Source organism: Gammaproteobacteria bacterium, assembly GCA_021647245.1.
Lineage (GTDB): Bacteria > Pseudomonadota > Gammaproteobacteria > RBG-16-57-12 > RBG-16-57-12 > JAFLJP01.
The window spans coordinates 15,938-41,233 of the sequence record JAKIVC010000004.1 but is presented as its reverse complement, the minus strand read 5'-3'; the positions used below and the strand labels follow the sequence as shown (position 1 = coordinate 41,233).

Annotated in this window: 23 protein-coding genes and 1 pseudogene; 7 read left to right on the top strand and 17 right to left on the bottom strand. The window is 51.5% G+C overall.

Annotation, left to right across the window (positions count from 1 at the left end; translation table 11 throughout):
* Positions 1-20 precede the first annotated feature (20 nt).
* The 14 genes and pseudogenes from L3J94_02055 to L3J94_01990 form a co-directional block, all read right to left on the bottom strand.
* A complete protein-coding gene (locus tag L3J94_02055) occupies positions 21-1,145 on the bottom strand; it encodes a sensor domain-containing diguanylate cyclase (protein ID MCF6217540.1) in 1,125 nt (374 codons plus the stop codon).
* 103 nt (positions 1,146-1,248) lie between these two features.
* Positions 1,249-4,161, bottom strand: coding sequence for a hypothetical protein (locus tag L3J94_02050; GenBank protein MCF6217539.1), 2,913 nt, complete (start codon positions 4,159-4,161; stop codon positions 1,249-1,251).
* 61 nt (positions 4,162-4,222) lie between these two features.
* Complete coding sequence (locus L3J94_02045) at positions 4,223-4,732, bottom strand: hypothetical protein (GenBank protein ID MCF6217538.1); 510 nt, start codon at positions 4,730-4,732, stop codon at positions 4,223-4,225.
* 195 nt (positions 4,733-4,927) lie between these two features.
* On the bottom strand, positions 4,928-5,896 hold the full coding sequence (lipA, locus tag L3J94_02040; protein ID MCF6217537.1) for a lipoyl synthase: 969 nt from the start codon (positions 5,894-5,896) through the stop codon (positions 4,928-4,930).
* A 101-nt stretch (positions 5,897-5,997) separates the two neighbouring features.
* A pseudogene (lipB, locus tag L3J94_02035) lies at positions 5,998-6,555 on the bottom strand (lipoyl(octanoyl) transferase LipB).
* A gap of 9 nt (positions 6,556-6,564) precedes the next feature.
* Positions 6,565-6,831, bottom strand: coding sequence for a DUF493 domain-containing protein (locus tag L3J94_02030; GenBank protein ID MCF6217536.1), 267 nt, complete (start codon positions 6,829-6,831; stop codon positions 6,565-6,567).
* A 6-nt stretch (positions 6,832-6,837) separates the two neighbouring features.
* The gene (locus L3J94_02025) at positions 6,838-7,707 is read right to left on the bottom strand and encodes a D-amino acid aminotransferase (GenBank protein MCF6217535.1); all 870 of its coding nucleotides are present in this window, start codon (positions 7,705-7,707) and stop codon (positions 6,838-6,840) included.
* Complete coding sequence (locus L3J94_02020) at positions 7,708-8,838, bottom strand: D-alanyl-D-alanine carboxypeptidase (protein MCF6217534.1); 1,131 nt, start codon at positions 8,836-8,838, stop codon at positions 7,708-7,710.
* 146 nt (positions 8,839-8,984) lie between these two features.
* Positions 8,985-9,830: a septal ring lytic transglycosylase RlpA family protein gene (locus L3J94_02015; GenBank protein ID MCF6217533.1), complete on the bottom strand. Its 846-nt coding sequence runs from the start codon at positions 9,828-9,830 to the stop codon at positions 8,985-8,987.
* 8 nt (positions 9,831-9,838) lie between these two features.
* Positions 9,839-10,963 carry a rod shape-determining protein RodA gene (rodA, locus tag L3J94_02010; GenBank protein MCF6217532.1) on the bottom strand — a complete coding sequence of 375 codons (1,125 nt, stop codon included), beginning with the start codon at positions 10,961-10,963 and terminating at the stop codon, positions 9,839-9,841.
* The gene (gene mrdA, locus L3J94_02005) at positions 10,960-12,798 is read right to left on the bottom strand and encodes a penicillin-binding protein 2 (GenBank protein ID MCF6217531.1); all 1,839 of its coding nucleotides are present in this window, start codon (positions 12,796-12,798) and stop codon (positions 10,960-10,962) included. Before mrdA ends, rodA begins: the two co-directional genes overlap by 4 nt.
* 11 nt (positions 12,799-12,809) lie before the next feature.
* Positions 12,810-13,298, bottom strand: a complete 489-nt coding sequence (gene mreD, locus L3J94_02000; GenBank protein ID MCF6217530.1) for a rod shape-determining protein MreD — start codon at positions 13,296-13,298, stop codon at positions 12,810-12,812.
* Entirely contained in the window at positions 13,295-14,092 is a 798-nt protein-coding gene (mreC, locus tag L3J94_01995; GenBank protein ID MCF6217529.1) for a rod shape-determining protein MreC, read from the bottom strand. The genes mreD and mreC overlap by 4 nt, the downstream gene beginning before the upstream one ends.
* A 174-nt stretch (positions 14,093-14,266) precedes the next feature.
* Positions 14,267-15,319 carry a rod shape-determining protein gene (locus L3J94_01990; GenBank protein ID MCF6217528.1) on the bottom strand — a complete coding sequence of 351 codons (1,053 nt, stop codon included), beginning with the start codon at positions 15,317-15,319 and terminating at the stop codon, positions 14,267-14,269.
* A 134-nt stretch (positions 15,320-15,453) separates the two neighbouring features.
* Here L3J94_01990 and gatC point away from each other — a divergent pair, with 134 nt between their 5' ends.
* The 4 genes from gatC (at position 15,454) to hslO (ending at position 19,728) form a co-directional block, all read left to right on the top strand.
* On the top strand, positions 15,454-15,741 hold the full coding sequence (gatC, locus tag L3J94_01985) for an Asp-tRNA(Asn)/Glu-tRNA(Gln) amidotransferase subunit GatC (protein ID MCF6217527.1): 288 nt from the start codon (positions 15,454-15,456) through the stop codon (positions 15,739-15,741).
* A 119-nt stretch (positions 15,742-15,860) separates the two neighbouring features.
* Positions 15,861-17,315, top strand: coding sequence for an Asp-tRNA(Asn)/Glu-tRNA(Gln) amidotransferase subunit GatA (gene gatA, locus L3J94_01980; protein ID MCF6217526.1), 1,455 nt, complete (start codon positions 15,861-15,863; stop codon positions 17,313-17,315).
* Between the two features lie 83 nt (positions 17,316-17,398).
* Entirely contained in the window at positions 17,399-18,835 is a 1,437-nt protein-coding gene (gene gatB, locus L3J94_01975; protein ID MCF6217525.1) for an Asp-tRNA(Asn)/Glu-tRNA(Gln) amidotransferase subunit GatB, read from the top strand.
* Positions 18,835-19,728, top strand: a complete 894-nt coding sequence (gene hslO / locus L3J94_01970) for an Hsp33 family molecular chaperone HslO (GenBank protein MCF6217524.1) — start codon at positions 18,835-18,837, stop codon at positions 19,726-19,728. Before gatB ends, hslO begins: the two co-directional genes overlap by 1 nt.
* A gap of 19 nt (positions 19,729-19,747) precedes the next feature.
* Here the strand turns inward: hslO and L3J94_01965 are convergent, their stop codons facing one another.
* Positions 19,748-20,215 carry a hypothetical protein gene (locus L3J94_01965; GenBank protein MCF6217523.1) on the bottom strand — a complete coding sequence of 156 codons (468 nt, stop codon included), beginning with the start codon at positions 20,213-20,215 and terminating at the stop codon, positions 19,748-19,750.
* 71 nt (positions 20,216-20,286) lie between these two features.
* Positions 20,287-22,320 (bottom strand): oligopeptidase A, encoded by a 2,034-nt coding sequence (gene prlC / locus L3J94_01960; protein MCF6217522.1) that lies wholly within the window; start codon positions 22,318-22,320, stop codon positions 20,287-20,289.
* A gap of 74 nt (positions 22,321-22,394) precedes the next feature.
* On the opposite strand from prlC, the gene gorA reads away from it, so the two are divergent.
* The 3 genes from gorA (at position 22,395) to L3J94_01945 (ending at position 24,813) form a co-directional block, all read left to right on the top strand.
* Positions 22,395-23,744, top strand: a complete 1,350-nt coding sequence (gene gorA, locus L3J94_01955) for a glutathione-disulfide reductase (GenBank protein ID MCF6217521.1) — start codon at positions 22,395-22,397, stop codon at positions 23,742-23,744.
* Between the two features lie 7 nt (positions 23,745-23,751).
* On the top strand, positions 23,752-24,285 hold the full coding sequence (locus L3J94_01950) for a gamma carbonic anhydrase family protein (protein MCF6217520.1): 534 nt from the start codon (positions 23,752-23,754) through the stop codon (positions 24,283-24,285).
* Positions 24,286-24,438: 153 nt separating this feature from the next.
* The gene (locus L3J94_01945) at positions 24,439-24,813 is read left to right on the top strand and encodes a hypothetical protein (GenBank protein MCF6217519.1); all 375 of its coding nucleotides are present in this window, start codon (positions 24,439-24,441) and stop codon (positions 24,811-24,813) included.
* Between the two features lie 54 nt (positions 24,814-24,867).
* On the opposite strand, the gene L3J94_01940 is transcribed toward L3J94_01945, so the two are convergent.
* The gene (locus L3J94_01940) at positions 24,868-25,284 is read right to left on the bottom strand and encodes a transcriptional repressor (protein ID MCF6217518.1); all 417 of its coding nucleotides are present in this window, start codon (positions 25,282-25,284) and stop codon (positions 24,868-24,870) included.
* Positions 25,285-25,296 lie beyond the last annotated feature (12 nt).

Below are 25,296 nucleotides of genomic sequence, written 5' to 3'. Positions count from 1 at the left end.
CCATTTTTTAAGCGAGTACACTAATTGGGAAGGGGGCAAAATCCGTTGAAGATCACGCGATTTCTCCCTTCATTTTTTGCCCGATAAAGCGCCTGATCGGCTTTCTCTACCAGCAGTGCCCCCATCTCTTCTGCACTCTGCTGGTCGTTATCCCCTTCAATAAGTTCAATACCAATCGAGACCGTTATTTTTAATTGATCTCCGCTCTCAATCGTCACACGGTGTTGCTCCAGCTCACTGCGAATTCGTTCAGCAATCTCTACCGAACGTGACAGTGGGGTATCCACCAGCAGCACCACAAACTCCTCTCCACCATAACGTGCCAGCAGGTCACTGACGCGCAACTGCTTGCGGATCAGGGCGGCAAACTCTTTCAGCACTTGGTCACCCGCACGGTGTCCATAGTTATCATTTATTTTTTTGAAAAAGTCGATATCCAGCAGCAGACACGAAAGAGTGCTATTTTGGCGTTTACAGCGTGTGATCTCCTCCAGTAGCCGTTGATCAAAATAGCGGCGGTTATTCACCGAGGTGAGAAAGTCGGTCAGGCCGACCCGTTTGAGTCGTTCGTGATTGCAGGCATTTTCAAGGCAGATGGCAAACACTGCCGCGAGGCGCTGTAAAAAGTCTGTACCTGATCCTTTGATGAAACGCTCTTCGCGCTGGCTACCCAAGTTGATGCTGCCAATTATCTCGCCATAACGAATCAGCGGAAGTATTGCAATACTGGCGAAGCGGTGATGGTAGTCAGGAAAAAAGGGGCTATGCTGCTCGCGGAAGTAGTCAAGAAGAGGGGCATCGCTACAGCCGAAGAGAGTGTCAAGTTGGTCTGTCGATTCACAAAAGAGCAGTTGTGGATGCTGTTGCAGGCTACCTTCATCTTCCAGCATGTGACGAATTTCGTAGGAGGGGTCAACCAGCGTGAGTGTGACCGCATCCAGCTCAAAAGAGGCGCGGTATTCGTAGAGGATGGTTTCGATCAGTTCAGCTAATGATTTTAAGCTGATTAAGCGCAACTCCTGTGCTTGAAAGCGGTGCATCTTCTCTTCATTGTTACGCGCTTGGGATATAAAGGCTTTGAGCTGGCGGCGCAGGGCCTGATTTTGGCTGTATAGCTCCTCTTCGTTGCTATGGTTCAGTGACAAAGCGCTTACCCCTAGGCTCTTGATTTTTACCACACAATGCGTGTGATTTAGGGCTTTGTCGGCATCTGTTGCAGCTCCTTAAGGGGTCTAGGCCAGCCTATACTCAATCAGGCTTATTCAGAGACCCCTTCATGGCCTTTTTCAGGTCATCCAGGGTGAACTTAACCCGTTTACCACGTGGTTTTTGCAAGCTGAATGCGTTGTTGTATGCGTGTTCCTTTCCCTCAGTTTGTCGCATAACAAGGTCATAACGCCCCTCTGGGTATCCTGCTGGGAGGATCAGTTTTAGCCCCGCTTTTCGGCGCTGCGACTCGAAGGGTGGAAGGAGTGGCGCAGTGGCCAGCAGCTGATCACCCGCTGCGAAAATAGCCCCTTTACCAATCGCAATAGCGCCCGCTTGGTTGCTCCGGGGGTAGAGGTAGCGCAGCACCGGGCGTTCAGGCTGGTCTACGGCCAGTGCCAGCACTTCACGCTCACCACTGAGATAGAGGGTTGAGCCGGATAGTTTTAAATCATAAATCTTTTGGCCCAGCACAAAGCGACTAACGGGCTGTATATGCGTTTCATGCAGTAGTGCGATAAAAAGCTGCTTATCACTGAGGGCGTAGAGCGTGTTGTCGGCTAACAGCGCCTGCTTGAAGTTACCGGGCAGTGAGCTGAGGCTGTTGAGGCTTTGCGGATCAAGCAACTCAATCGCCCCTTGCTGATTAATCACCACAGGCCAGTGATCAGAGTCACCCAGCGCGTATAGCCGGCCAGGTGAGTGGGGGGCATCAATCGGATAAAGGCTATTGTCAGCCTCTATCTGCCAGGCATATAGCTCGCCACTCGCACCCAGGGCCAGTAGTTGCTGCTGTTGTAGGGTGAGCTGCTGTATCGACTCTTCCAGCGGATAATGTTCAATCAGTCGAGCATAGAATGGATCCCGAATATCAACCACACTAATCCCCCCGGGGTAGTGGCTGATGTAGGCGGTATCGTTCTCTACCACCACCTGGTTGCTATGACCACTCAGTGTGAGTGCCGTTGTCCAGATCGGGCCCTGGCTGTTATTAATATCAAACACCTGTAATCCACCCCGGCCAGCGGCTAGGTAGGCATAATTGCTATTAAGGGCGATATCATGGCTCTTCTCTTGTGCATGGCTGTTATGTCGCAGCCTGGGGTGGCGGGGGTCACTGATATCAGCCGTTTGAATACCACCCCACCAATCCATGATATAGGCGTGTTGATCGCGGATCACGACACCCCACGCCGCTCCGGGTGTATCGACTCCCCCCAGCCATTGCGGCTGCTGCGGGTCTTGAATATCGATGATCTGTAGCCCGGCGTACCAGTCAGCAAGATAGAGTAGATTGCCTTCCAGGAAGATGCCGCGTGCATTTCCAGGGGTCGCCAGTTGGCCTAGCACGCGGGGTTGGTGCGGGTCACTGATATCGAGGATATGCAGGCCATCATCGAAGAAGGCGACGTAGGCGATATCACCCCGCACAACAATATCTTCTGCGAAACCACCGGGTTGATATTGGGCAATCTGCTGGGGTTGGCTGGGGTTGCTGACATCAAAAATCAATACACCACTCTGGTCATCTGTTACCAGTGCGGCATTTTTGTAGGCCTGAATTGACCACACTTTTTGCGGTGTGTCGTGGCTGCCGACGATGTAGGCCTGTTCCGGCTCGCTAATATCTAATAGATGAAACCCCCCCCGATGGTCAGCCAGATAGAGCAGGTTACCCATGCGATCCATGGTATAGGCCAGACCGTGAGTGGGCACTTCATGCACGACCTTTAATGTGTTGAGGTCGATCACCTGCAGGCCATGGTCGTCATCACCCAGATAGAGGTAGTGACCATCCAACCACACCCCCTTGGCCGAACCGGGGGTGTGCAAATTGCCACTGTGTCGGGGGGCTTCAGGGTTGCTGATGTCATAGAGGTGCAGGCCAGAGAACCAATCCGCCACATAGAGGGTGTTATCATGCAGTTGCACACGCCGACTGCCCCCCAGGTTAATACCGGAGTGATTAAGGATCGGCAGGGTTGCCTGAGCCATATCAAGCTGCTGCAACTCAAGTCCGCTGATCAGCCAGGCGCTGTTTTTATACAGTGTAAACGGGCCGCTGTGGGGCACAGTAAAGCTGCTGCGCCAGATCGGTCGTCTTGGGGTGCGGGTATCAACAATATGAAAAACACCCTGTTGATTGCGCAGCAGTGTGAAAAACTCACCCGCCACCAGTGTCGTGGCGCTGCCAAACTTATTATTGCTGGCAAGCCAGCGGGGGCGGTGCGGCTCTTGAATGTCGAGCAGGGTAAAACCCATCTCTCCAGCCAAGAACAGTTGTTGGCCAATAATTTGAAGATCTTCCACCGCACCGGCAATACTTAGCTGTCCGAGCAGGTTATGCTCCCCTGATGGCTGTAGCCCGATAATGGCTACGCCACTGGCGGTGGCAAGGTAGCAGAGGTCAGCAGTGCAGTCGATTGCTTTAAATGGGGTGTCGAAGGTGTAGTGTTGTACGCCGGATTCATGGAGCAGAGAGAGTTTTCCACTAGAGGCGGCTGCAAAGTGAGCGCCAAGGTGGTCGATGGTGTGAGTGAGCGCCCACTGCTGGCTTAACTTTAACTGGCCTTGAGCCGTCTCGATGCGATAGAGCTGTTGAGCTGCATCAGCAAGTAATAGGGTAGCGCCGCTCTGGGCAAGGTGCTGGATCACGTTAGGCAGCGCCAGCTGGCTGATCAGTTGCTGTTGATGTTGCAGTTTGAGTACATTTCCCTCTGCAATCAATAGCTGGCCGTTGGCTAGCATCATCAGCGCATTGGCTTGGGATGAGAGAGTTTGTTGGTATTCAACAGTAATAGGGCTGGGGCGAATGGCCACCTCACCGTCAGCATGGGCTCTATCTAACTGCAATACCAAGGTGGCGGGTTTGCTGGGGTCGAGTTGCTGAGGTTCGATACTCTGAATTTGTGGCAAGGCGTTGCAGCCTGCCAGCAGCAGGAGTGACAAGGTCATAAAGAGGCGCATGTGGTATCTCATGTAGGCAGGTTTTACGGTTGCAGAGCGCTGCTATTGATCAAAGATCGGTAATCCGCTGGCCCTTTTTAATTTTATAGGGCTTCATTTTTTCGGCCAGTTTTCGTGCCCGGTTGAACTCGATACGCTCTGGTACAAAGTAGGCACCACGGAACTCACCATCAATAAACTTGGCAAGGATAAAGTTGGTCTGGCCCGCTGCAAAGTTGAAGGTCTCTTCACCGGCTAGCTGCCGAGGCTCCTTGATCGGCCCATAAAGATCAAGTGATAAAAAGCGGATCGTACCCTCTGTGGGCTTTATGCGCAGCATGATGTATTCACTATATGAAAGCTTTCCCAAGTCGTAACCGTTAATATCGATCTTGATCGGTTGGTCAGGAAAACCGGTGGGATATCGCGGCCTCTCCCGAAGGATATAGATGGTTGAGTACTCCTGATCCAGGTTGGGTTGCAGTATCGGGCTATCTTCAATCACATGGGTGCCGGTGCAGCCGCTAAGGCTCAGCACAAAAAAGGTGCTGACCAGGGTGATGAGTGCTGATTTAAACATGCGGTACTCCTCGTGTGAGACCTTTGCCCGAACCCCGATAGGCGCGCTATATGGTGCGTAAGAATTGGTTTTACTGTCAAATTAAAACTTATGCAGTATGCGCCTTTCTACCCGCGATTCGAGAGTTGAATAATTTTGTTAAAAAATCATTATTGACTACTGAGGGATTGTGCCACGGTTGTCGCCTCAATGATATTATTTAACCGTTTCCCCCAATGCCTGTAGGTCAGCATGGTAGGAGGATCTCACCATGGGCCCGCTGGCAACGCTGCTGAAACCGATGGCTCGCGCATACTCTGCGAGCTGCTCAAACTCTTCCGGTGTGACATAGCGCTCGACGGGCAGATGGTGCTGGCTTGGCTGCAGATACTGTCCGAGGGTGAGCATCTCCACCTTATGGCTACGCAGCGCCTGTAGCAGCCGCTTGACCTCTGCAATCTCCTCGCCCAGCCCCAGCATGATACCCGATTTAGTGGCAACCTCGGGGCAAGCTGTTTTGTAACGCTCCAACAGCTTGAGTGACCATGCGTAATCGGCACCGGGGCGGGCTTTTTTGTAGAGCCTGGGTACCGTCTCCAGATTGTGGTTAAAAACATCCGGTGGGGTGGCTTTTAGCTGCTCTAGGGCGACCTCCATTCGGCCACGGAAGTCGGGGACCAGCGTTTCAATACGGGTGGTGGGCGACGCTTTGCGAATCGCACCGATACATTTTGAAAAATGTTCGGCGCCACCATCACGCAGGTCATCACGATCAACTGAAGTGACCACAACGTAGTTGAGTCCCATGGCGGCAACCGCTTCAGCTAGGTGTGATGGCTCATCCAGATCCAGTGGCTCGGGTTTACCATGTGCCACATCACAAAATGGGCAGCGGCGAGTGCAGATACCCCCCATAACCATAAAAGTAGCCGTACCATGGTGAAAACACTCACCCAGATTGGGGCAGGCGGCCTCTTCACAAACGGAGAATAATTTCTGCTCTCGCAGGATGCCTTTGATGCGCTTCACCTCTGGTGAGGTGGGGGCAATGGCCTTAATCCAGCGGGGCTTTTTCAGTGGAATTTTAGCCGGCACTACCTTAATCGGGATCCGTGATACCTTCGATTCACCTTTCAGTTCACGCAGTGAGCGGCGCGCTTTTTCCTGTTCATCAATCGACTTCATGGCTTCTTTTCCAATACGGGCAACGCTGTTTCAATCTGAATTTCGCCAGCCAGTTGCAGCGTCTGGCAGAGCTTGTGACACAATTTATCGGCCACCACCGCCAAGGTCTCATCGACCCCTAAAGTCGTCAATTGCGTTACCGCCATTCCGGCATGACCACAGGGGTTGATATTGGCGAAAGGGGTGAGGTCCATATTAACATTCAGGCTCAAGCCGTGATAGCTACAGTGGCGGCGTATGCGCAATCCAAGAGCCGCAATTTTTGCCTGCTTTACATAAACTCCGGGGGCATCTGCTCGGGCGTGGGCTGCAATGTTGTACTCTGCAAGCAGCGCGATAATTGACTCTTCGATGGCGGTGACCAGGTGGCGTACTCCCCAGTCGTGACGTTTTAGATCGAAGAGTAGGTAGATGATCAGTTGGCCCGGGCCGTGGTAGGTCACTTGTCCGCCACGGTCACTCGCGACCACCGGAATATGGGTGGCGTTGAGGATGTGCTCTTTTTTGCCATTTAGTCCCAGTGTATAGACTGCCGGGTGCTCAACAACCCACAGCTCATCGCAACTTGTGGCGGTGCGTTGATCAGTGTAGCGCTGCATCGCCTGCCAAACGAGCGGGTAGGGTTGTTGTGCCAGGTGGCGGATAATCAGTTGGCTCATCAGAAGAGTTTAAAGCACCATCTTGATGCGGCTACAGGCCGTGAGTTCCATGTAGATGGCATCCAGCTGTACTTTGCTGGTGGCGGTAAAGGTGACGGTAACTGATTGAAACTTTCCACCACTGCTGGTGCGGTTGCTAACCGCGCCTTCTGGCAAGTCTGATACATGCTTGCGAATAATAGTGACAACGTGGCTATCAAAATCATCCGCCGCTTCACCCATCACTTTAATGGGAAATTCACAGGGAAATTCAAACAGAGTTTCTTGATCAGACATTATATTTTACCGTGATGCTGGCTGGCGCAGCTGTTTTTTAAAGGTTTGATAGTCACTATAAATACGTGACCAGAGTGGGCCAGGCCTGCCCTTTCCGACGGGGTGACCGTCCAGCTGCGTCACCGCCAGGATTTCCCGGGTAGAGCTGGTCACCCAGATTTCACTGGCTTCGCGTAGTTGCTGATCGCTGATTTGAGCCTCGCGGCTATTCAGACCGTGCTGTTGCGTCAGCTCCAGCACCACATCGCGAGTAATGCCAGGAAGCAGCTCTGCACTCTTAGGTGGGGTCAAAATCTCATCTTTCAAGACAATAAACACGTTACTGGCAGCCCCTTCGGTAAGATAGCCCTCTTTCAGCAGAATCGCTTCCGCAGCACCCGCTTCAACCGCTTGTTGGCGTAGCAGAATATTGGGTAGCAGGCTGATGGCTTTAATATGGCACTGTTTCCAGCGGGTATCTTCAAGGGTGATGGCTGAGATACCCTGGGCGTAGGTTTCATCACTGGGTTTGGTGATGGGTGTCGCGGCGACAAAAACCGTAGGATGAGACTCTTGCGGAAAGGCGTGCTCACGACGCGGTGCGCTGCCACGGGTGATTTGCAGGTAGATGGAGTAGTCTGTTTCGTTGGCGTGATTGGCATCCAGCAGCTGTTTAAGCAGCTGTCGCCACTGGGCGCTACTGTGAGGGTTGCCGATGCGGACACCCTTTAGGCTGTTTTGCAGCCGCGCAAGGTGTTCGTCAAGGTGGAAAAAGTTACCCGCATAGGCTGGGATCACCTCATAAACACCATCACCAAACAGAAAGCCTCGGTCAGTGACCGGTATTTTAGCTTGCTCTTCAGGCAGTAGCTGCCCATTCAGGTGGACGATACCCATCTATTCAAACATCAACTTAACTTGGTCTATCAGTGATTTCACCACGCCCCCTTCGGCCACTGAGCTTAATGCCTGCAACGGCCTTTCGGCGACGATAGTATCTTGTAGTTTAACGACAACCGTGCCCACACGATTGCCTTGCTGTTGCGGTGCCATGATTTTGCTATTAATCTGCATTGATGCTTGCAGTTTGTCATATTGGCCCCGTGGAATAGTCACGTAGAGGTCGTCGGTTACGCCCACCGAGAGCTGGTCACTCTCACCTTTCCAGATGCGTATATTTTGCAGGGATTGTTCGGCACTATACAGCTTATGCGTTTCAAAAAAGCGGAAGCCGTAGGTGAGCAACTTCTGGCTTTCATCGGTGCGCGAGTTGTCGCTCTTGGTGCCCATGACCACCGAGATTAAACGCATGCCATTCTGCTCACCGGAGGCAACGAGACAGTAGCCCGCTGCTTCAGTATGGCCGGTTTTAATGCCATCAACAGACTTGTTGCGCCACAGCAGTTTGTTGCGGTTATATTGTGAAATACCATTGTATTCATATGATTTTTCGGCGTACCAGCTGTAGAACTCAGCACCATCACGAATCAGTGCCTGACCCAGCAGAGCCATATCATGGGCAGTGGTGTAGTGGTTAGGATCAGGCATACCCGTGCTGTTGACGAAATGGGTGCTCTGCATGCCAAGGCGCTGTGCGTGGGCATTCATCAGCTCGGCGAAAGCGGCTTCGCTGCCAGCAATATGCTCTGCCAACGCCACGGTGGCATCATTTCCCGATTGGATGATGACCCCCCTTAAAAGCTTTTCGACCGTAACAAACTTGCCCACCTCTACAAACATACGCGAGCCTTCCATGCGCCACGCTTTTTCACTTATTCGAACCGGGTCACTCAAATTCATGCGCCCTTGCAAAAGCTCCTGCTCAATAATGTAGGCGCTCATCATTTTTGTGAGACTGGCAGGCTCTACCCTCTCATCGGAGTTGTACTCGGCAATGACGTGGCCACTATTGAAGTCCATCAGATAGTAGGAGCTGGCATTTACTTTGGGAGCACTGGGGATCATTGCCGGCGCAGCAGCGAGCTGGCTGGCAAACAGAAGTAAGGTGAGGGTCAATAAAATGTGCATGGCAGGATTCTATAGTGGGGCGTTAGCCGTTTTATCTTCTGTGGTGTCAAGATCAGAAAAATGAATGAGTGCAATTGTACCGCCAAAGCGGCGTTTTATTTAGTCAATAAAGCTAAAATTAGAGCCATAGCATAACCATTTTAAGATCAATCAACAACGATATAGGGTTTTTCAAAGCCCATCTGCTTAAGTTGTGTGGCCAACTGCTCGGCATCACTCCGGGCTGCCAGCGGGCCAACTCTGAGACGATAGAAGGGCCTGCCTTCATTGGGTTGGTGAATGACCACATTGTTGATCTCTGAATCAAGCAGGCGCTCCAACATACGCTGCATATTGTCGCGTTCGCCAAAAGAGCCCAACTGTAGGTAGATCTGTGGTGTGGCATTGCTGCCTGGCGACGGCGCTATTTTTTCCATTTTACTCACCGCGAAGGGTGCCGCTAGCGGTACCGCCTTGATGGTCACATTGTGCTCATCAGCGGTAGGCACAATGGTACGCACCTCTACATTGCCGGTGCCTGTTTGGTCAATACCCAGCTTGATGGCCGCTGCATAGGAAAGATCAATTATGCGGCCCTCTTTAAAAGGACCACGATCATTGATTTTGACAATGATTTTATGGCCATTATCGAGATTGGTCACTTCAGCGTAGGTGGGCAGCGGCAGGTGCTTGTGGGCTGCGGTCATTTTATACATATCGTAGGTTTCACCGCTGGAGGTGCGCCTGCCGTGGAATTTGGTGCCGTACCAAGAGGCGATACCCCGTTCCACGTGGCCTTTTGCACTCTCCAGTACCGAGTAGCTCTTTCCAAACACCTCATAAGAGGCGGGATTGCCATATTTGCTATAGGGTTCATATTTGGGCAGTGCATCGGGGATTTTTGAGACATCCACATCACCTTCTGGTGCGGCATCCTGCTCCTCAATGAGGGGGGATCCCGCACAACCACTGAGCAGTGTGACAAAGATCAGGAGAATAAGTTTCTGTTGCATATTATTACCTAAGCCGGAAGCAGCTTTCTATGGGTGTGAATGGACATTAAAATACCAAATCCAGCCATAATCGTCACCATTGAGGTGCCGCCATAACTGACTAATGGCAGCGGAATACCCACCACTGGCAGTAACCCTGAAACCATGCCAATGTTAACGAAAATGTAGATAAAAAAGGTAAAAATCAAGCTACCAACAACCAATTGGCCGTAGGTATCTTGCGCCTGGGCGGCAATTTGCAGGCCGCGCAGGATAATAAACATGTAGATTGCCAGTAGTGCGATGATGCCGACAAAGCCAAACTCTTCGGCAAAAACTGCAAAAATAAAATCGGTATGGCGTTCGGGCAGGAAATCGAGCTGTGACTGGGTACCATTAAACCACCCCTTGCCATAGAGCCCACCGGAACCAATAGCAATTTTTGACTGGATAATATGGTAGCCCGCACCCAACGGATCACTCTCCGGATTAAAGAGCGTCAGTACGCGCTGGCGCTGATAGTCATGCATCACAAAAAACCACATGATGGGGGCGAACAGTGACAGCGTGCCGATGGAGATGAAAATATGCTTGCTTGATATGCCACTGAGTAACAGTACAAAAACACCCGCACTTGCGATGAGCAGTGATGTACCAAGATCTGGCTGTTGAATAATCAAAATAACGGGAATCACTATAAACAGCAGTGCTACCCCCAGTTGGCGTTTACCACATGGCAGCGGTTTTTGATGTAGATACCAGGCCACCATCATTGGCACCACCAACTTCATCATCTCAGAGGGTTGGAACTTGAAAAACCCCAAATCAAGCCAGCGCTGTGCCCCTTTACCGGTATGGCCAAACAGCAGCACACCGATAAGCAGTAGTAAGCCAATGCCAAATAGCCAAGGTGTCCAGCGCAGTAAGTTGATGGGGGAAACCTGTGCTAAGGCAACCATCACAGCAAACCCTAGCCCCAGACGAGTAGCCTGCCGCTGCAACATGCCCATATCCTCACCACTGGCACTGTAGAGGATCATCAATCCGGCAAGGGAGAGCACGAGCAAGCCCAGCAGCATCGGGATATCAAGGTGGATAAACTGCCCACCGCGGGTGCTGCTCTCCTGTGTATGACTGAGGTCTGATAACTTCATGGCTGCTTTCCAAAGTAGACATCCATCACAGCACGCGCCACGGGGGCGGCAACGGCCCCACCACTACCACCATTTTCAACAATAACCGCAACGGCAATTTCTGGCTTATCGATGGGAGCAAAGCCAATAAACAGTGCATGGTCATGTAATTTTTTGCTAATCTTCTCCACATCATACTCCTCATCTTGAGCGATGCCGAATACCTGTGCAGTGCCTGTTTTACCGGCAATGACGAATGTTTCACTGTGAATGCCGCGTGCGGTACCCCGTGGCGAGTTAACCACCTTTTTCATTGCATCAATCATATAGGCCCAGTTTTCCGAATTGTGTACCGTGACCTGGTGAGCCTGTTTTATAGTTTGTGCTTGTAGTGTGCCGCTAAGTACATCTTCTATCTGTAATAAAAGCTGTGGGTACATGCGTTTACCCCCCATAGCTAAAGTGCCTGTGGCTACCGCTAATTGCAGTGGTGTCGTCAAATTAAAGCCTTGGCCAATACTCGATATCAGGGTTTCACCCAAGTACCAACGCTCACCTTTGATGCGCTTTTTCCACTCGGATGAGGGGACTAAACCGCTGGATTCGCCGCCTAAGTCGATGCCGGTGCGCTGGTTGAAACCAAACTGAACTAGGAAGTCATACATCTGGTCAATTGACATTTTCATCGCCAGTTCATAAAAATAGACATCGCAGGACTCTACAATCGCTTTTTGCATATCCGTGCGGCCATGGCCCTGTTTTTTCCAGTCACGGTAGCGCCGCTCATTCCCTGGTAGCGTCATCCAGCCGTGACAATTAGTGTGGTCACGTTCATCAAGCAGCCCCAGCTCCATTGCCCCTAGGCCGGTAAACGGCTTCAGAGTAGAGCCAGGTGGGTACCTTCCCTGTAGAAAACGGTTAAAAAGTGGCTGCTCTTTTGACTGCGACAGGCTTTTGTAACGTGTACTGTTAATGCCATTCACAAACCAGTTGGGATCATATTCCGGGGTGCTGATCATCGCCAGCACCTGGCCATTGCGTGGATCAAGAGCAACCACCGCACCATTCTCTCCATTCATCGCGTTTTTGGCGGCGCGCTGCATGTCGATATCGAGACTGAGGTAGATATTATCCCCAGGCACCGGTGGAACGTTCTCCAGCGTCCGCAGGGTGCGACCACGGGAGTTGCTCTCTACCCGTTTGTAGCCAACGGTACCATGCAGTAGCTTTTCATAGGATTTCTCAATCCCGGCTTTACCGATGTAATCGGTGCCGGCATATTGTGCATGATCAAGTTGCGCCAGCTCACGCTCACTAATGCGCCCCACATAGCCAAGGGCATGTACGGATAGCTCATTAAACGGGTAATGGCGCATCAAGCGAGCCTCAACATCTACCCCCGGGAATTGGTGTCGATCAACCGCTAAACGAGCAACCTCTTCATCACTGAGCCGAAAGCGCAGTGGAATAGAGTGAAAGCGTCGACTCCGTTTTCGCTGCTTTTCAAAGCGCTGGATATCGAACTCGCTGATCTCCACAATTGCGGCAAGACGAGCCACCGTTCGCTCTATATCATCGACCCGCTCGGGGGTGATCACCAAGGTGTAACTGGGTATATTTTCAGCCAGAACACGCCCTTGACGATCATAGATCAGCCCACGAATAGGGGGTTCTGGCAGTAAGCGCAGGCGGTTTTTTTCTGAGAGCGTAGTGAAGTGCTGGTGACTCTCTAGTTGCAGGTAAGCCATGCGGCTAATCAATAGTGACAACAAAATAAGCACACAGAGCAGACCCAGCACAACGCGAAGGGTAAAAAGCCTCGCCTCTTTCTTGTGGTCTTTAATAGCGTTATGCATATGGCGGGGGCTTATCGAACGCGGTAAAAGCGTCGTATTCGACGCAGCAATATGAACAGTGGTGGCCACAACAGTAGCGTGGTAATGCTGGGCAGCCACCCGACAACCCCACCCGTTGGCCGGTCGATAACACCATTGATCCAAACGCCGATCAGCTGGCAGAGTAGCGCCAGCAGCAGCACGGTAACGGCTTGTTGCCACACCGGAAAGAGGCGGATACGTTTGTGTAATTTTACAACGATAAAGGCAACCAGCGCCAGCTCCAGCGCATGCTGACCCAGCAATGACCCGGTGGCGACATCCAGGGTGATACCGGCGACCCAGCCAACAATAACCCCCACGCGCTCAGGGATTGCCAAGCACCAGTAGACCAGCACAATCATTACCCACTCCGGACGCAGTAACTCAAGCCAGCTAGGAAGTGGCAACAGCGTTAGAATTAATGCAAACAGAAAGGTGGCGATGATCACCCAGCCGTTATGGGGTGAAAATGCGTTCATGGCTGCTCCCCAGCGGTATAATCAGCCTCGCTCTTCCAGACAATCAGCACCTCTCTAATCCGTTCAAGTGCCGCTGCCGGGTGAGCTTTAACTACCGCATAAGGCTGGCTTGGATCAATGCTGATCTCGGTGATATGAGCCACTGGGTAGCCCGACGGAAAGCGGCCACCCAGCCCGGAGGTGACGAGCAGGTCACCCATTTGGATGTCGGCGTTGTTGGGGATATGGGTAAGCTCCAGGCCATTGCTGATCTCACCGGTGCCCATGGCTATGGCGCGCATACCGGTGCGATTAACCTGTACTGGAATCGCATGGGAGGGGTCGGTGATCATCATGGCACGACTGGAAAACTGCCCTACTTCAACCACCTGACCCACCACACCATCGGAGTCGAGCAGTGGCTGTCCGGCAAACAGGTTGTCACCGCCCCCTTTATTGATCACAATCTGGCGACTGAAAGGGTCCAGGTCGACCGCGATGAGCTCACTGATCATCACCCGCTCAGCAATATTTTGGGTCGACTCCATCAGTACCCGTAAGCGAATGTTCTCTCTCTCGAGGGCGTAGAGCTTTTGTAGTTGCGCTTTGAGCAGCAGGTGTTCAGTTTTAAAGTTGTTGTTCTCTTTGATTAGGCGCTCTCTGCTTACAAAAGTATCAGAGGCCCACTGGGTGGTTGCAAAGGGGATGTTAACGATATATTGGACGGGATAGAGTGCGGTGGCGATACCCGCACGGATATCATCAAGGTGGTTATAGCGGTGATCCAAAATCATAAACAGCAGTGAGAGCAGCACAAAGAAGGCTGCACGCAGTGTTGAAGATGGCCCTTCTGTAAATATGGTTTTTATGTGGCTACCCCAGAAAAAACGCTCTCAACGAAAACATTGGGTTTGGCTCTGCACGTTCAGGTTTGCTCAAGTATTTCTAAAAGAAAAAAGGGCATTGATATGCCCTCCTCTGCAATCTTCCTATTCGTAAGAAAATACATTCCAGCCTCGTTCGTCGATCATCTCCAGTGCTTTACCGCCACCGCGCGCCACACAGGTGAGAGGGTCATCTGCAATAATCACCGGCAGGCCGGTCTCCTCGGAGAGCAGACGGTCAATATCACGCAAGAGCGCGCCACCACCGGTCAATACCATGCCACGCTCAGCCACATCGGAGCCTAACTCGGGAGGCGTCTGTTCTAACGCTGCCTTTACCCCACTGACAATGGCAGAAAGTGGCTCCTGTAGCGCTTCGAGGATTTCGTTACTGTTGAGGGTGAAGCTGCGAGGAATACCCTCTGCCAGGTTACGTCCCCGCACTTCAATCTCCTGAACCTCTTCACCCGGGAAACCGGAACCCACCTCATGCTTGATACGCTCGGCGGTCGCTTCGCCAATTAATGTGCCGTAATTGCGGCGTACATAGTTGACAATCGCATCATCAAAACGGTCACCCCCTATTCGAATGGAAGAGGAGTAGACAATGCCCGACAACGAAATAACGGCCACCTCAGTGGTGCCACCGCCAATATCAACCACCATGCAGCCGCGAGCCTCGTTCACCGGCATACCCGCGCCAATGGCGGCAGCCATAGGCTCTTCGATCAGGTAAACCTCACGAGCACCGGCACCCATGGCAGACTCCTTGATTGCACGGCGCTCAACCTGAGTAGAGCCGCAAGGCACACAAATCAACACCCGAGGGCTGGGGCGGAAAAATTTAAATTTTTCGTCATGGGCTTTATGGATAAAGTGCTGGAGCATTTTTTCGGTGACGGTAAAATCGGCGATCACCCCGTCTTTCAGTGGGCGGATGGCCACAATGTTTGCGGGGGTGCGCCCCAACATCTGCTTCGCCTCGAGACCGACCGCTTCAATCGATTTAGGGCCGCCAGCACCACGGTCCTGACGTATCGCCACAACCGACGGTTCGTCGAGAATAATGCCCTGTCCTTTTACATAGATCAGAGTATTTGCCGTCCCCAGGTCGATGGAGAGGTCATTGGAAAACATGCCGCGCAGAGAACCAAACATAAGCTTTATTTATCGCCACTTCTTATTAATAGGTAAAAATCTGGCCTAGTGTATCTGTGCTCAGGGCTTTGGGCAAGCTGCCAACTGTGATAACTTTAGCACTTTAGAACAATAATTCCCCCTGGAGCTGGACAATGTCATTAGAAAAAGCGGACGTTGAAAAAATTGCCCACTTGGCGCGACTGCAAATTGAAGCGCAGGAGATTCCTGAATACGCCCGCAACCTCAGTGCAATCTTATCGCTGGTGGAGCAGATGAGCTGCGTCGATACCACCGGCATTACGCCCATGGCTCATCCGCTGGACGTTGCTCAGCGCCTGCGTGCTGATGTGGTCACCGAGGGCAACCAGCGCGAAAAATTCCTGGCGATTGCCCCGGCCACTGAAAATAGCCTGTTTTTAGTGCCCAAGGTTATTGAGTAACACCACAGCATCAATTGAGCCCCTGAACATACCCACCCGGATAGCTCATGGAATATCCGGGCTAACACTTGTTTATGGCCTCCTCATCAAAACCCGTACACAATAGAATCGAAGCGACTATGCACAATAAAACTCTCTCTGAACTGGCGCAGGGCCTGCGTGATAAAGCATTCTCCAGCGTTGAATTGACACAGTATTATCTGGATCGCATTCAACAACATGATGGTGATTTAAATAGTTTCATAACCGTTACCCCTGAGCGGGCGTTGGCACAAGCCGCATCGGCAGATGCGCTATTGGCTGCTGGCAAAGGAGAGGCGCTCACGGGTATTCCACTGGCGCAGAAGGATATTTTTTGTACCGATGGCGTGCGTACCAGCTGTGGCTCCAAAATGCTGGACAACTTCATTGCGCCATATAATGCCACGGTGATTGAAAAGTTTAATCGTGCCGGTAGTGTGATGCTGGGCAAAACCAACATGGATGAGTTTGCCATGGGCTCATCGAATGAGACCAGCTTTTACGGAGCGGTAAAAAATCCGTGGGATTTACAGGCGGTGCCCGGCGGCTCCTCGGGCGGCTCAGCCGCGTGTGTGGCGGCGCGCATCGCACCCGCCTCAACGGGCACTGACACCGGTGGCTCAATCCGCCAGCCCGCCGCCCTGTGTGGCATTACCGGCCTTAAGCCAACCTATGGACGTATCTCCCGCTACGGCATGATCGCCTTTGCCTCAAGCCTGGATCAAGCAGGCCCCATGACCCGCAGCGCACAAGATGCCGCCATCATGTTGAATACCATGGCGGGCTTTGATGCGCGGGACTCCACCTGCCTGGATAAGCCGGTACCCGACTATACTGCCAATCTGAACAATAGCCTGCAAGGGCTTAAAATCGGTCTGCCCAAAGAGTATTTTGCTGAAGGCTTGGATAGCGCAATGGCCACAGCCATTGACGCGGCTATCAAGGAGTACCAAAAGCTGGGGGCAACGATCAAAGAGATCAGCTTGCCCAATACCCCTCTTGCGGTGCCGACCTACTATGTAATCGCCCCCGCTGAGTGCTCATCCAATCTTTCACGGATGGATGGCGTGCGTTTTGGTTATCGCTGTGAAAATCCGCTCGATTTGGAAGATCTCTATAAACGCTCCCGTGGCGAAGGTTTTGGTGAAGAGGTGAAACGTCGCATCATGATCGGTGCCTACGCCTTGTCTGCTGGCTATTACGATGCCTACTACCTCAAAGCACAACAGATTCGCCAGCTGATTTCAGATGACTTCAAAAAGGCCTTTACCGAGGTTGATGTCATTATGGGCCCAACCACACCGGAGCCTGCATTCAACTTGGGTGAAAAGGGGAGTGACCCCGTCAGCATGTATCTCTCTGATATCTACACTATTGCGGTCAATTTGGCAGGTTTGCCCGGCATGTCGGTTCCAGCCGGGAGGGTGAATAATCGCCCCGTTGGCTTGCAGATCATCGGCAACTATTTTGATGAAGCACGTCTGCTGAATGTGGCACACCAGTATCAGCAAGTGACAGAGTGGCACCGACAAGGGCCTGAAAAATATTTGTAACACACAGCACAATATAGTGTTGGCCGAACTAAATTAAAAAGCGGACGAGACCGTCCGGTAAAACCTAATGAGGTTATCTAAGTATGCAATGGGAAGCTGTTATCGGGTTAGAAATCCACGCCCAACTGGCAACCAAGAGTAAAATTTTTTCGGGTGCAAGCACCGCCTATGGCGCTGAACCGAATACCCAGGCGTGTGCGGTTGACCTGGGTTTTCCCGGTGTGCTGCCGGTGCTGAATGAAGAGGTCGTGCGTATGGCGGCAAAGTTTGGCCTGGCGATTAAAGCCGAGATTGCACCGCGCTCAGTATTTGCCCGTAAAAACTACTTTTATCCTGACCTGCCAAAAGGCTACCAGACCAGTCAATTTGACCTACCCACCGTGGGCAAGGGCAAACTGGATATCACCCTGAAAGATGGCACCATCAAACACATCGGCGTGACCCGCGCACACCTGGAAGAGGATGCTGGCAAATCACTGCATGAGGATTTTCACGGCATGACCGGCATTGACCTTAATCGTGCCGGTACGCCGCTACTGGAGATTGTCTCCGAGCCTGAGCTAAGCTCCGCCTATGAGGCGGTCGCCTACATGAAAAAATTGCACACCCTGGTGCGCTATTTGGAGATCTGTGATGGCAACATGCAGGAGGGCTCTTTCCGCTGTGATGCCAATGTCTCCGTGCGCCCAGTGGGGCAAGAGGCGCTGGGGACCCGTGCCGAGGTCAAAAACCTCAACTCGTTCCGCTTTATCGAACGTGCCATTAACCATGAAATTGAGCGTCAGATTGAGATCATCGAAGGCGGTGGCACTATTGTGCAAGAGACTCGCCTCTATGACTCTGATAAAGATGAGACCCGCTCAATGCGCTCCAAAGAGGAGGCGAACGACTACCGCTACTTCCCCTGCCCAGACCTGCTACCGGTGGTCATTGAGCAGAGCTATCTGGATGAAATTGCCAAAACCTTGCCAGAGCTTCCCGATGTTAAAAAGGCTCGCTTCATCGATGAAATTGGCCTTAAAGCAGATGCGGCAGAAGTGCTGGTCAGCAGCCGAGAGCTGGCCGACTACTTCGAAACGGTTGTAAAAGCTTCGGCGGCACAGGCAAAAATATGTGCTAACTGGGTGATTGTCGAGCTGGTGGGAGCCTTGAACAAAAATGGACTAGAGATCACCTCCAGCCCCGTCACAGCTGAGCAACTAGGCGGTTTGGTGAAGCGCATTGCGGATAACACCATCTCCGGTAAAATCGCCAAACAGGTGTTTGCTGCCATGTGGGCGGGCGAGGGTGATGCGGATGCCATTATCGAGGCAAAAGATCTCAAACAGAATACCGACTCCGGCGCAATTGAGGCGGTGATTGATGAGATTATTGCCAATCACCCACAACAAGCAGAAGAGCTACGGGGCGGCAAAGATAAAATGATGGGCTTCTTTGTCGGCCAAGTGATGAAAGCAACCCAGGGAAAAGCCAACCCGGCCCAAGTTAATCAACTGCTGAAAAAGAAGATTTTTGCGTAATGACACAAATTCCACCCTCCGAACGCGACAGCTTGCAGCGTTTCATCTTCGAAAATGCCCCGATCCGTGGTGAATTAGTACACCTCGATAGCAGCTGGCAAAAAATAGCCTCCCACCACGATTACCCTGTGCCGGTGCGCAAGCTATTGGGCGAGATGATGGCCGCAGCTGCGCTGCTGGTGTCAACACTGAAATTTGAAGGCACCTTGACCATCCAGTTTCAAGGAAGCGGCCCGATTAGCCTAATGGTCATGGAAGCTACTAATGAGCGCGCCATACGGGGTGTCGCAAAATGGCAAGGGGAGATTGCCGAGGGGAGCCTTAAGGCGTTGCTGGGTAACGGCACCCTCGCCATCACCATCGATCCGAAAAATCAGGGGGAGCGCTACCAGGGTATTGTTGAAATTTGCGGTGATACCCTGGCAGAGTCGCTGGAGCACTACCTCACCCACTCAGAACAGCTGGATACCCATATCTGGCTCACAGCAGATGACCAGCAGGCCAGTGGCATGTTGTTACAGCGTATGCCGGGTGACATGCGTGATGAAAATCAGCAAGATTGGGAGCGTGCGGTGGCGCTCGCCTCCACATTGAGTATGCATGAGCTGTTAACACTACCGGTAAGAGAGCTGCTACATCGTCTTTTTCATGAAGAGGAGTTGCGGCTGTTTGATGTGGAGCCACTCTGTTTCCGTTGCAGCTGCTCACACGAACGGGTGGCCGAAATGCTCAAAAGACTCGGCATCGACCAAGTTCGCTCCATTCTCGAAGAGGAGCCACACATTGAAGTCGATTGTGAGTTTTGTCACCAAAAGTACAGCTTCGATAAAGTCGATGCGGAAGAGCTGTTTGCTACTGAGGTGAAAATCCAGCCACCCAAGCAACAGCAGTAGAGCTGCCGAGTTCAGGCGCTCACAGCACCTTAAGGGTAAAGCCTTCATGGCATGTGTTGCAGCGCTGCAACAGGCTACTTAGCCGGCCTAGCAGCGCGGCTTTTTCACCCGCCTCAGCCAGAGCAGCTATCGCTTCAAGCTCACCGTGTAAAGCAAAATCCAGTTTGCGAAAATCAGAAGGTAGCTTAGCCATTAAGGTGATCGGGACTGCACGGTTTTGGTCACTACCCATCGCTTTGGCCGTCTCCGCTACCCTTGCCATATCATCTTCAGCAACACCCTGAGTAATACGTTGAATGGTGGTTAAAAAGAGCCGCATATCACTACGAATGAGCGAGACTTCGCCTGCGGTTAAGCTGATCGCTTGGCGGCCATCTGCTGCGGTAGTGGTGCTGCTGCCGATGAGGAATTTACCGATCAGTGCCAACAGGATGAACGATAAAATAAGCGTGAGAATTTGATAAGTACGGGCGTGTAACGGTTTCATGAGTAGTGCCTTGGTATTGAGACCTTTCGTGCAAAGGTCTCGTATTGATTTTAACAGCGTGGCCATTAGACTTAAGCGCTGATGCCACTGTGCCTTAAGAGTGCATCAATGCTTGGCTCTCGGCCTCGAAACTCTATAAACAGCGCCATGGGCTCTTTAGAGCCGCCTTGCTCGAGAATGGCACAGAGAAAGCGCTGGCCTGTTTCCGGATCAAAAATGCCATTCTCTTCAAACAGTGAAAAAGCATCGGAAGAGAGCACTTCTGCCCATTTATAGCTGTAATAACCTGCGGCGTAGCCACCTGCAAAGATATGCCCAAAACTGTGGGGAAAGCGGTTAAAGCTGGGTGGCTTGATAACAGCGACCTGTTGGCGCACCTCATCCAACAGCTCATAAATATTGGCTTCACCTTGTGGGTCATATTCGCGATACATGCGAAAATCAAATAGCGAAAACTCCAGTTGCCTGACCATCTGCATGCCGGATTGAAAGTTTCTGGCCGCAACCATCTTGTTATACAGTTCATCGGGAATTTTTTCACCGGTCTGGTAGTGAGCCGCAAACAGATCAAGCGCTTCACGCTGCCAACACCAATTTTCCAGGAACTGGCTGGGCAGCTCTACCGCATCCCAGGCAACCCCCGAGATACCAGAGATCGAAGGGTAGTCGACCTGGGTTAACATGTGGTGTAAGCCATGCCCGAACTCATGAAACAGCGTCAGCACTTCATCATGAGCAAGCAACGCCGGGTTGTCACCAATGGGGGGCGTAAAGTTACACACCAGATAGGCGACGGGGTGCTGTATACCATGGCGATCGCTACGGCGGCAGATACAGTCATCCATCCATGCACCTCCCCGCTTATGCGGACGGGCATAAAGGTCCAGATAGAACTGGCCACGCAGCTTGTCACTGGCATCACGGATTTCAAAAAACAGTACATCGGGGTGCCAGCAATCGACACCTTCTATTTGGCGGACTTTGATGCCAAACAAGCGATTAACGGTCTCAAACATTCCTGAAGTAACACGATTTGCCGGAAAATAGGGTTTTAGATCTTCCTGCGAAATAGCGTACTGGTGCTGGCGCAGTTTTTCACTGTAGTAGCTGATATCCCACGCCTCTAAATGATCGCTGCCATCGAGCTGAATGGCAAAATCACGCACTGTTTTCAGCTCTTTTTGGGCCATCGGTAGTGAGCGCTCGGCAAGGTCGTGCAGAAAGCCGATCACCTGGTCGGTATCTGCAGCCATTTTGGTGGCCAGTGAGTATTCAGCGTAGTTGTCGAAGCCCAACAGCTGTGCCATTTCATGACGCAGTGAGAGAATCTGCTCCATAATCGGGCCATTATCCCACTCCCCGGCATGAGGGCCCTGGTCGGAAGCACGTGTGACATAAGCGCTGTATACTTCCCGACGCAGTGCCCGGTCGTCGGCATAGGTTATCACCGGAAAGTAGTAGGGGAACTCCAATTTGATTAACCAGCCATCAAAACCGGCTTGCTCTGCCGCCTGTTTGGCGAGGTTGCGGGCACTTTCGGGTAGACCGGCAAGCCTGCTCTCATCACTGATTTTCAGACTCCAGCCATCGGTAGCATCCAGTAGATTCTGACTGAATTCGTTGCTGAGCTGTGACAGCGCTTGAACAATTAGCTTGTAGCGCTCACGCTTTTCAGGCGCCAGGTCGATGCCTGAGAGGCGAAAGTCACGCAGCGTATTGCTGATAATTTTACGCTGCGCTTCATTATGTTGGTCGCCCATCGCTTGCAGCTGTTTGAAGGCTTCGCAGAGACGTGGATTTTGTGCTACTTCGGTATTGTATTCACTGAATAGCGGCAGGCAGTCGCTGTAGACCTCATGTAACGCTTCGCTGTTAACCACCGAGTGCATATGGGCAATCGGTGACCAGGCGCGGCTAATTTGGTCATCCAGATCCTCCAAGGGTTGTGCCAAGTTTTCCCAGGTATAGCGGCTATTCTTATCAAGGAGCTGCTGAATTTGTTGACGCGCCTCACTCAGCAACTGCTCAATCGCGGGTTTAATGTGCTGTGGTTTAATTTGCGAGAAGGGTGGCAGCCCTTTTAGTGCTAAAATCGGGTTTTCCATAGTCATTCTACATCTCGGTTTTTTGCTAATCATAACAAAAAGGGTGGGAGGATGTATCTCGATAAGGAGTCACCATGAGCAAGCATTTTGATTTGATCGCTATTGGCGGGGGTAGTGGAGGGCTCTCCGTTGCTGAACGTGCGGCCAGCTATGGAGCTCAGTGCGCCATTGTAGAGTCGGACATGCTGGGGGGCACTTGCGTCAATGTCGGATGCGTACCCAAAAAAGTGATGTGGTATGCGGCTGATATGGCACACAGCTTGAGCAATGCGGCTGATTATGGCTTCTCTATTGAACAAAAAGGTTTCAACTGGGGAGCGCTGATCAAAGCGCGTGAAGGCTATGTCAAGGGCATTACCGATTGGTATGATGGCTATTTAAAAGACTCTAATGTGCAGCATATCTCTGGCCATGCCCGCTTTGTGGATAAGAGTACGCTGGAAATTGCTGGCGAGCACTATACGGCTGATCATATCGTGATTTCAACCGGTGGACGACCTACTGTGCCCACCGTTCCAGGTGCGGAGCATGGCATTACCTCAGATGGCTTTTTTGCCCTGACCGAACAGCCTAAGCGGGTCGCCATAGTGGGGGCCGGTTATATTGCTGTCGAGCTGGCGGGGTTGATTAATGCCCTGGGGAGTGAAGTATCACTAATTTTACGTCGCGAACATTTCCTCGGTAACTTTGATGCGATGTTGCGTGAAACCCTGATGGAGCAGATGGTGAATGATGGTGTAAATATCATCCCTCGCTTTTCAACTGAAGAGGTCTGTCAGCAGGCGGATGGCACGCTGACACTACACAGCACGGATGGCATCAGCCTGGCGGGTATTGATTGCCTGATCTGGGCTGTTGGCCGGACACCCAACACTGACCACATTAACCTTGAGGTAACCGGCATTGAACAGCAGAGCAGCGGCGTAATCAACACCGACGCTTATCAAAATACCAATGTGGAGGGACTCTACGCTATTGGTGATATTACGGGTCGTGCGCAGTTAACGCCAGTGGCAGTAGCGGCGGGTCGTCGTCTGGCGAATCGATTGTTTGACAATCAAACAGAGTGCCGCCTTGATTATGAAAATATCCCCACCGTGATGTTCAGCCACCCGCCCATTGGTACCGTTGGTTTAACCGAAGAGCAGGCGCGTCTGGAGCATGGCGAGGCGATGAAAGTTTATCAAACGCGTTTTACCCCAATGTCCCACGCATTTACCCAGCATAAGGTCGCGACCGCAATGAAGTTAATCTGCGTTGGTCCACAAGAGAAAATAGTGGGCATTCATATGATTGGGCCGGGCTGTGATGAGATGTTGCAAGGCTTTGCAGTAGCACTAAAAATGGGTGCCACAAAAGCTGATTTTGACAATACCGTAGCGATTCACCCCAGTAGTGCAGAAGAGTTGGTAACCATGAGGTAACACTGTAATGACAATTCGCTCCTTTAAAAATATTACCCCGACCGTTGCTGACAGCGCCTATGTGGATGAAGCTGCGGTGGTGATTGGTGATCTGCATATCGGCGAACAGAGTTCTGTCTGGCCAGGTACGGTGATTCGAGGGGATGTCAACTACATCCGCATCGGTAGTTGTACAAATATTCAGGATGGTTCGGTACTGCATGTCACCGCAACCAGTGACGATCATCCCAAGGGTTTTCCACTGATCATTGGTAATGATGTTACCGTGGGACACGGGGCGATTTTGCACGCTTGCACCATTGAGGATGCTTGTTTGGTCGGTATGGGGGCAACCATTCTGGATGGTGCTATACTCAGAAAAAATACCCTGCTGGCAGCAGGGAGTTTAGTACCCCCCGGAAAAGAGCTGGAAGGGGGCTACTTGTGGATGGGAAGTCCGGCTAAAAAAGTACGCCCTTTGTCAGAGAAGGAGATGCAGTTTTTTTGTCAATCAAGCAAAAAATATGCTCTATTGTCAGCTCAATACAAAGGAAGCAGGTGACTATTCAGCGTACTTTCGCACACAAAGAGAGAGCATATAGGGCGTATGTGACCGGTTGAGTGCGAAAATAACCAAGCGTTGGGGTAACAGAAGAATACGCTGAGTAGTTACAGAAACGGCAGCTAAACCACGGCGAGGGATTGGGATTATATTATGCAAATTTTTATTGGTAACATTCCTAAAACACGGAGCAGTTATGAATTGCATCAATTTATAAAAGAGATATTCAAAAAACGTAGATCAGCTTTTAAGTTCTGGATGAGATCACCGGATTACCTGAGTTTCAACGTTATCGACAAGACCGTTGATGGTGATATTTATCGTTATGCTATTGCACATATAGAGCCGTCAGCGATTGCAAGTGAGAGCATTGAACTGCTCGATCAGCAGTTTTTCGGAGGGAATCCACTGGATGTAAGGGAGTATCGCAGTCGTAGCTACATGAATGAACGTCGTGCCATTGACTGGAGAGAGCAGAGTTGGAGCGGGGCTGAGCGTCGCTCTGATGAACGCCGAAAAGCTGGCTGATCAAGCGATAAGCATATCACTCTGCATGAGGGTCATGACTTATTCAGCAGCTCCTTAAGTAGCGTCACGAATGCGAACCACGATATCGATACCGGCCAACTCCATGCCCTCGGGCATTATTGGGCTAGCTTTTAGTACCAGATCACCTCTCTTAATATCCGATATTTCACCACTCTCTTCATTATAAAAATGGAAATGGGGCGTGGTGGTAGAGTCGTAGAAAACCTTGCTGGGATCAACGATCACTTCGCGTATCAAGCCCGTACTCACAAACAGGTTAAGTGTGTTGTAGATAGTTGCCTTGGAAACCTGGATCCTCTTGCGGTTCACCTCTTCCAATACCTGTTCGGCTGATAGATGGCGCGGCTGGCTACAGAGCACCTGTGCGATGCAAATACGCTGCTGAGTGGGGCCAATGTTATATTTCACCAGTAATTCGCAGATTTCATTAATAGATTTCAGCATTTCCATGGCAATAACCTT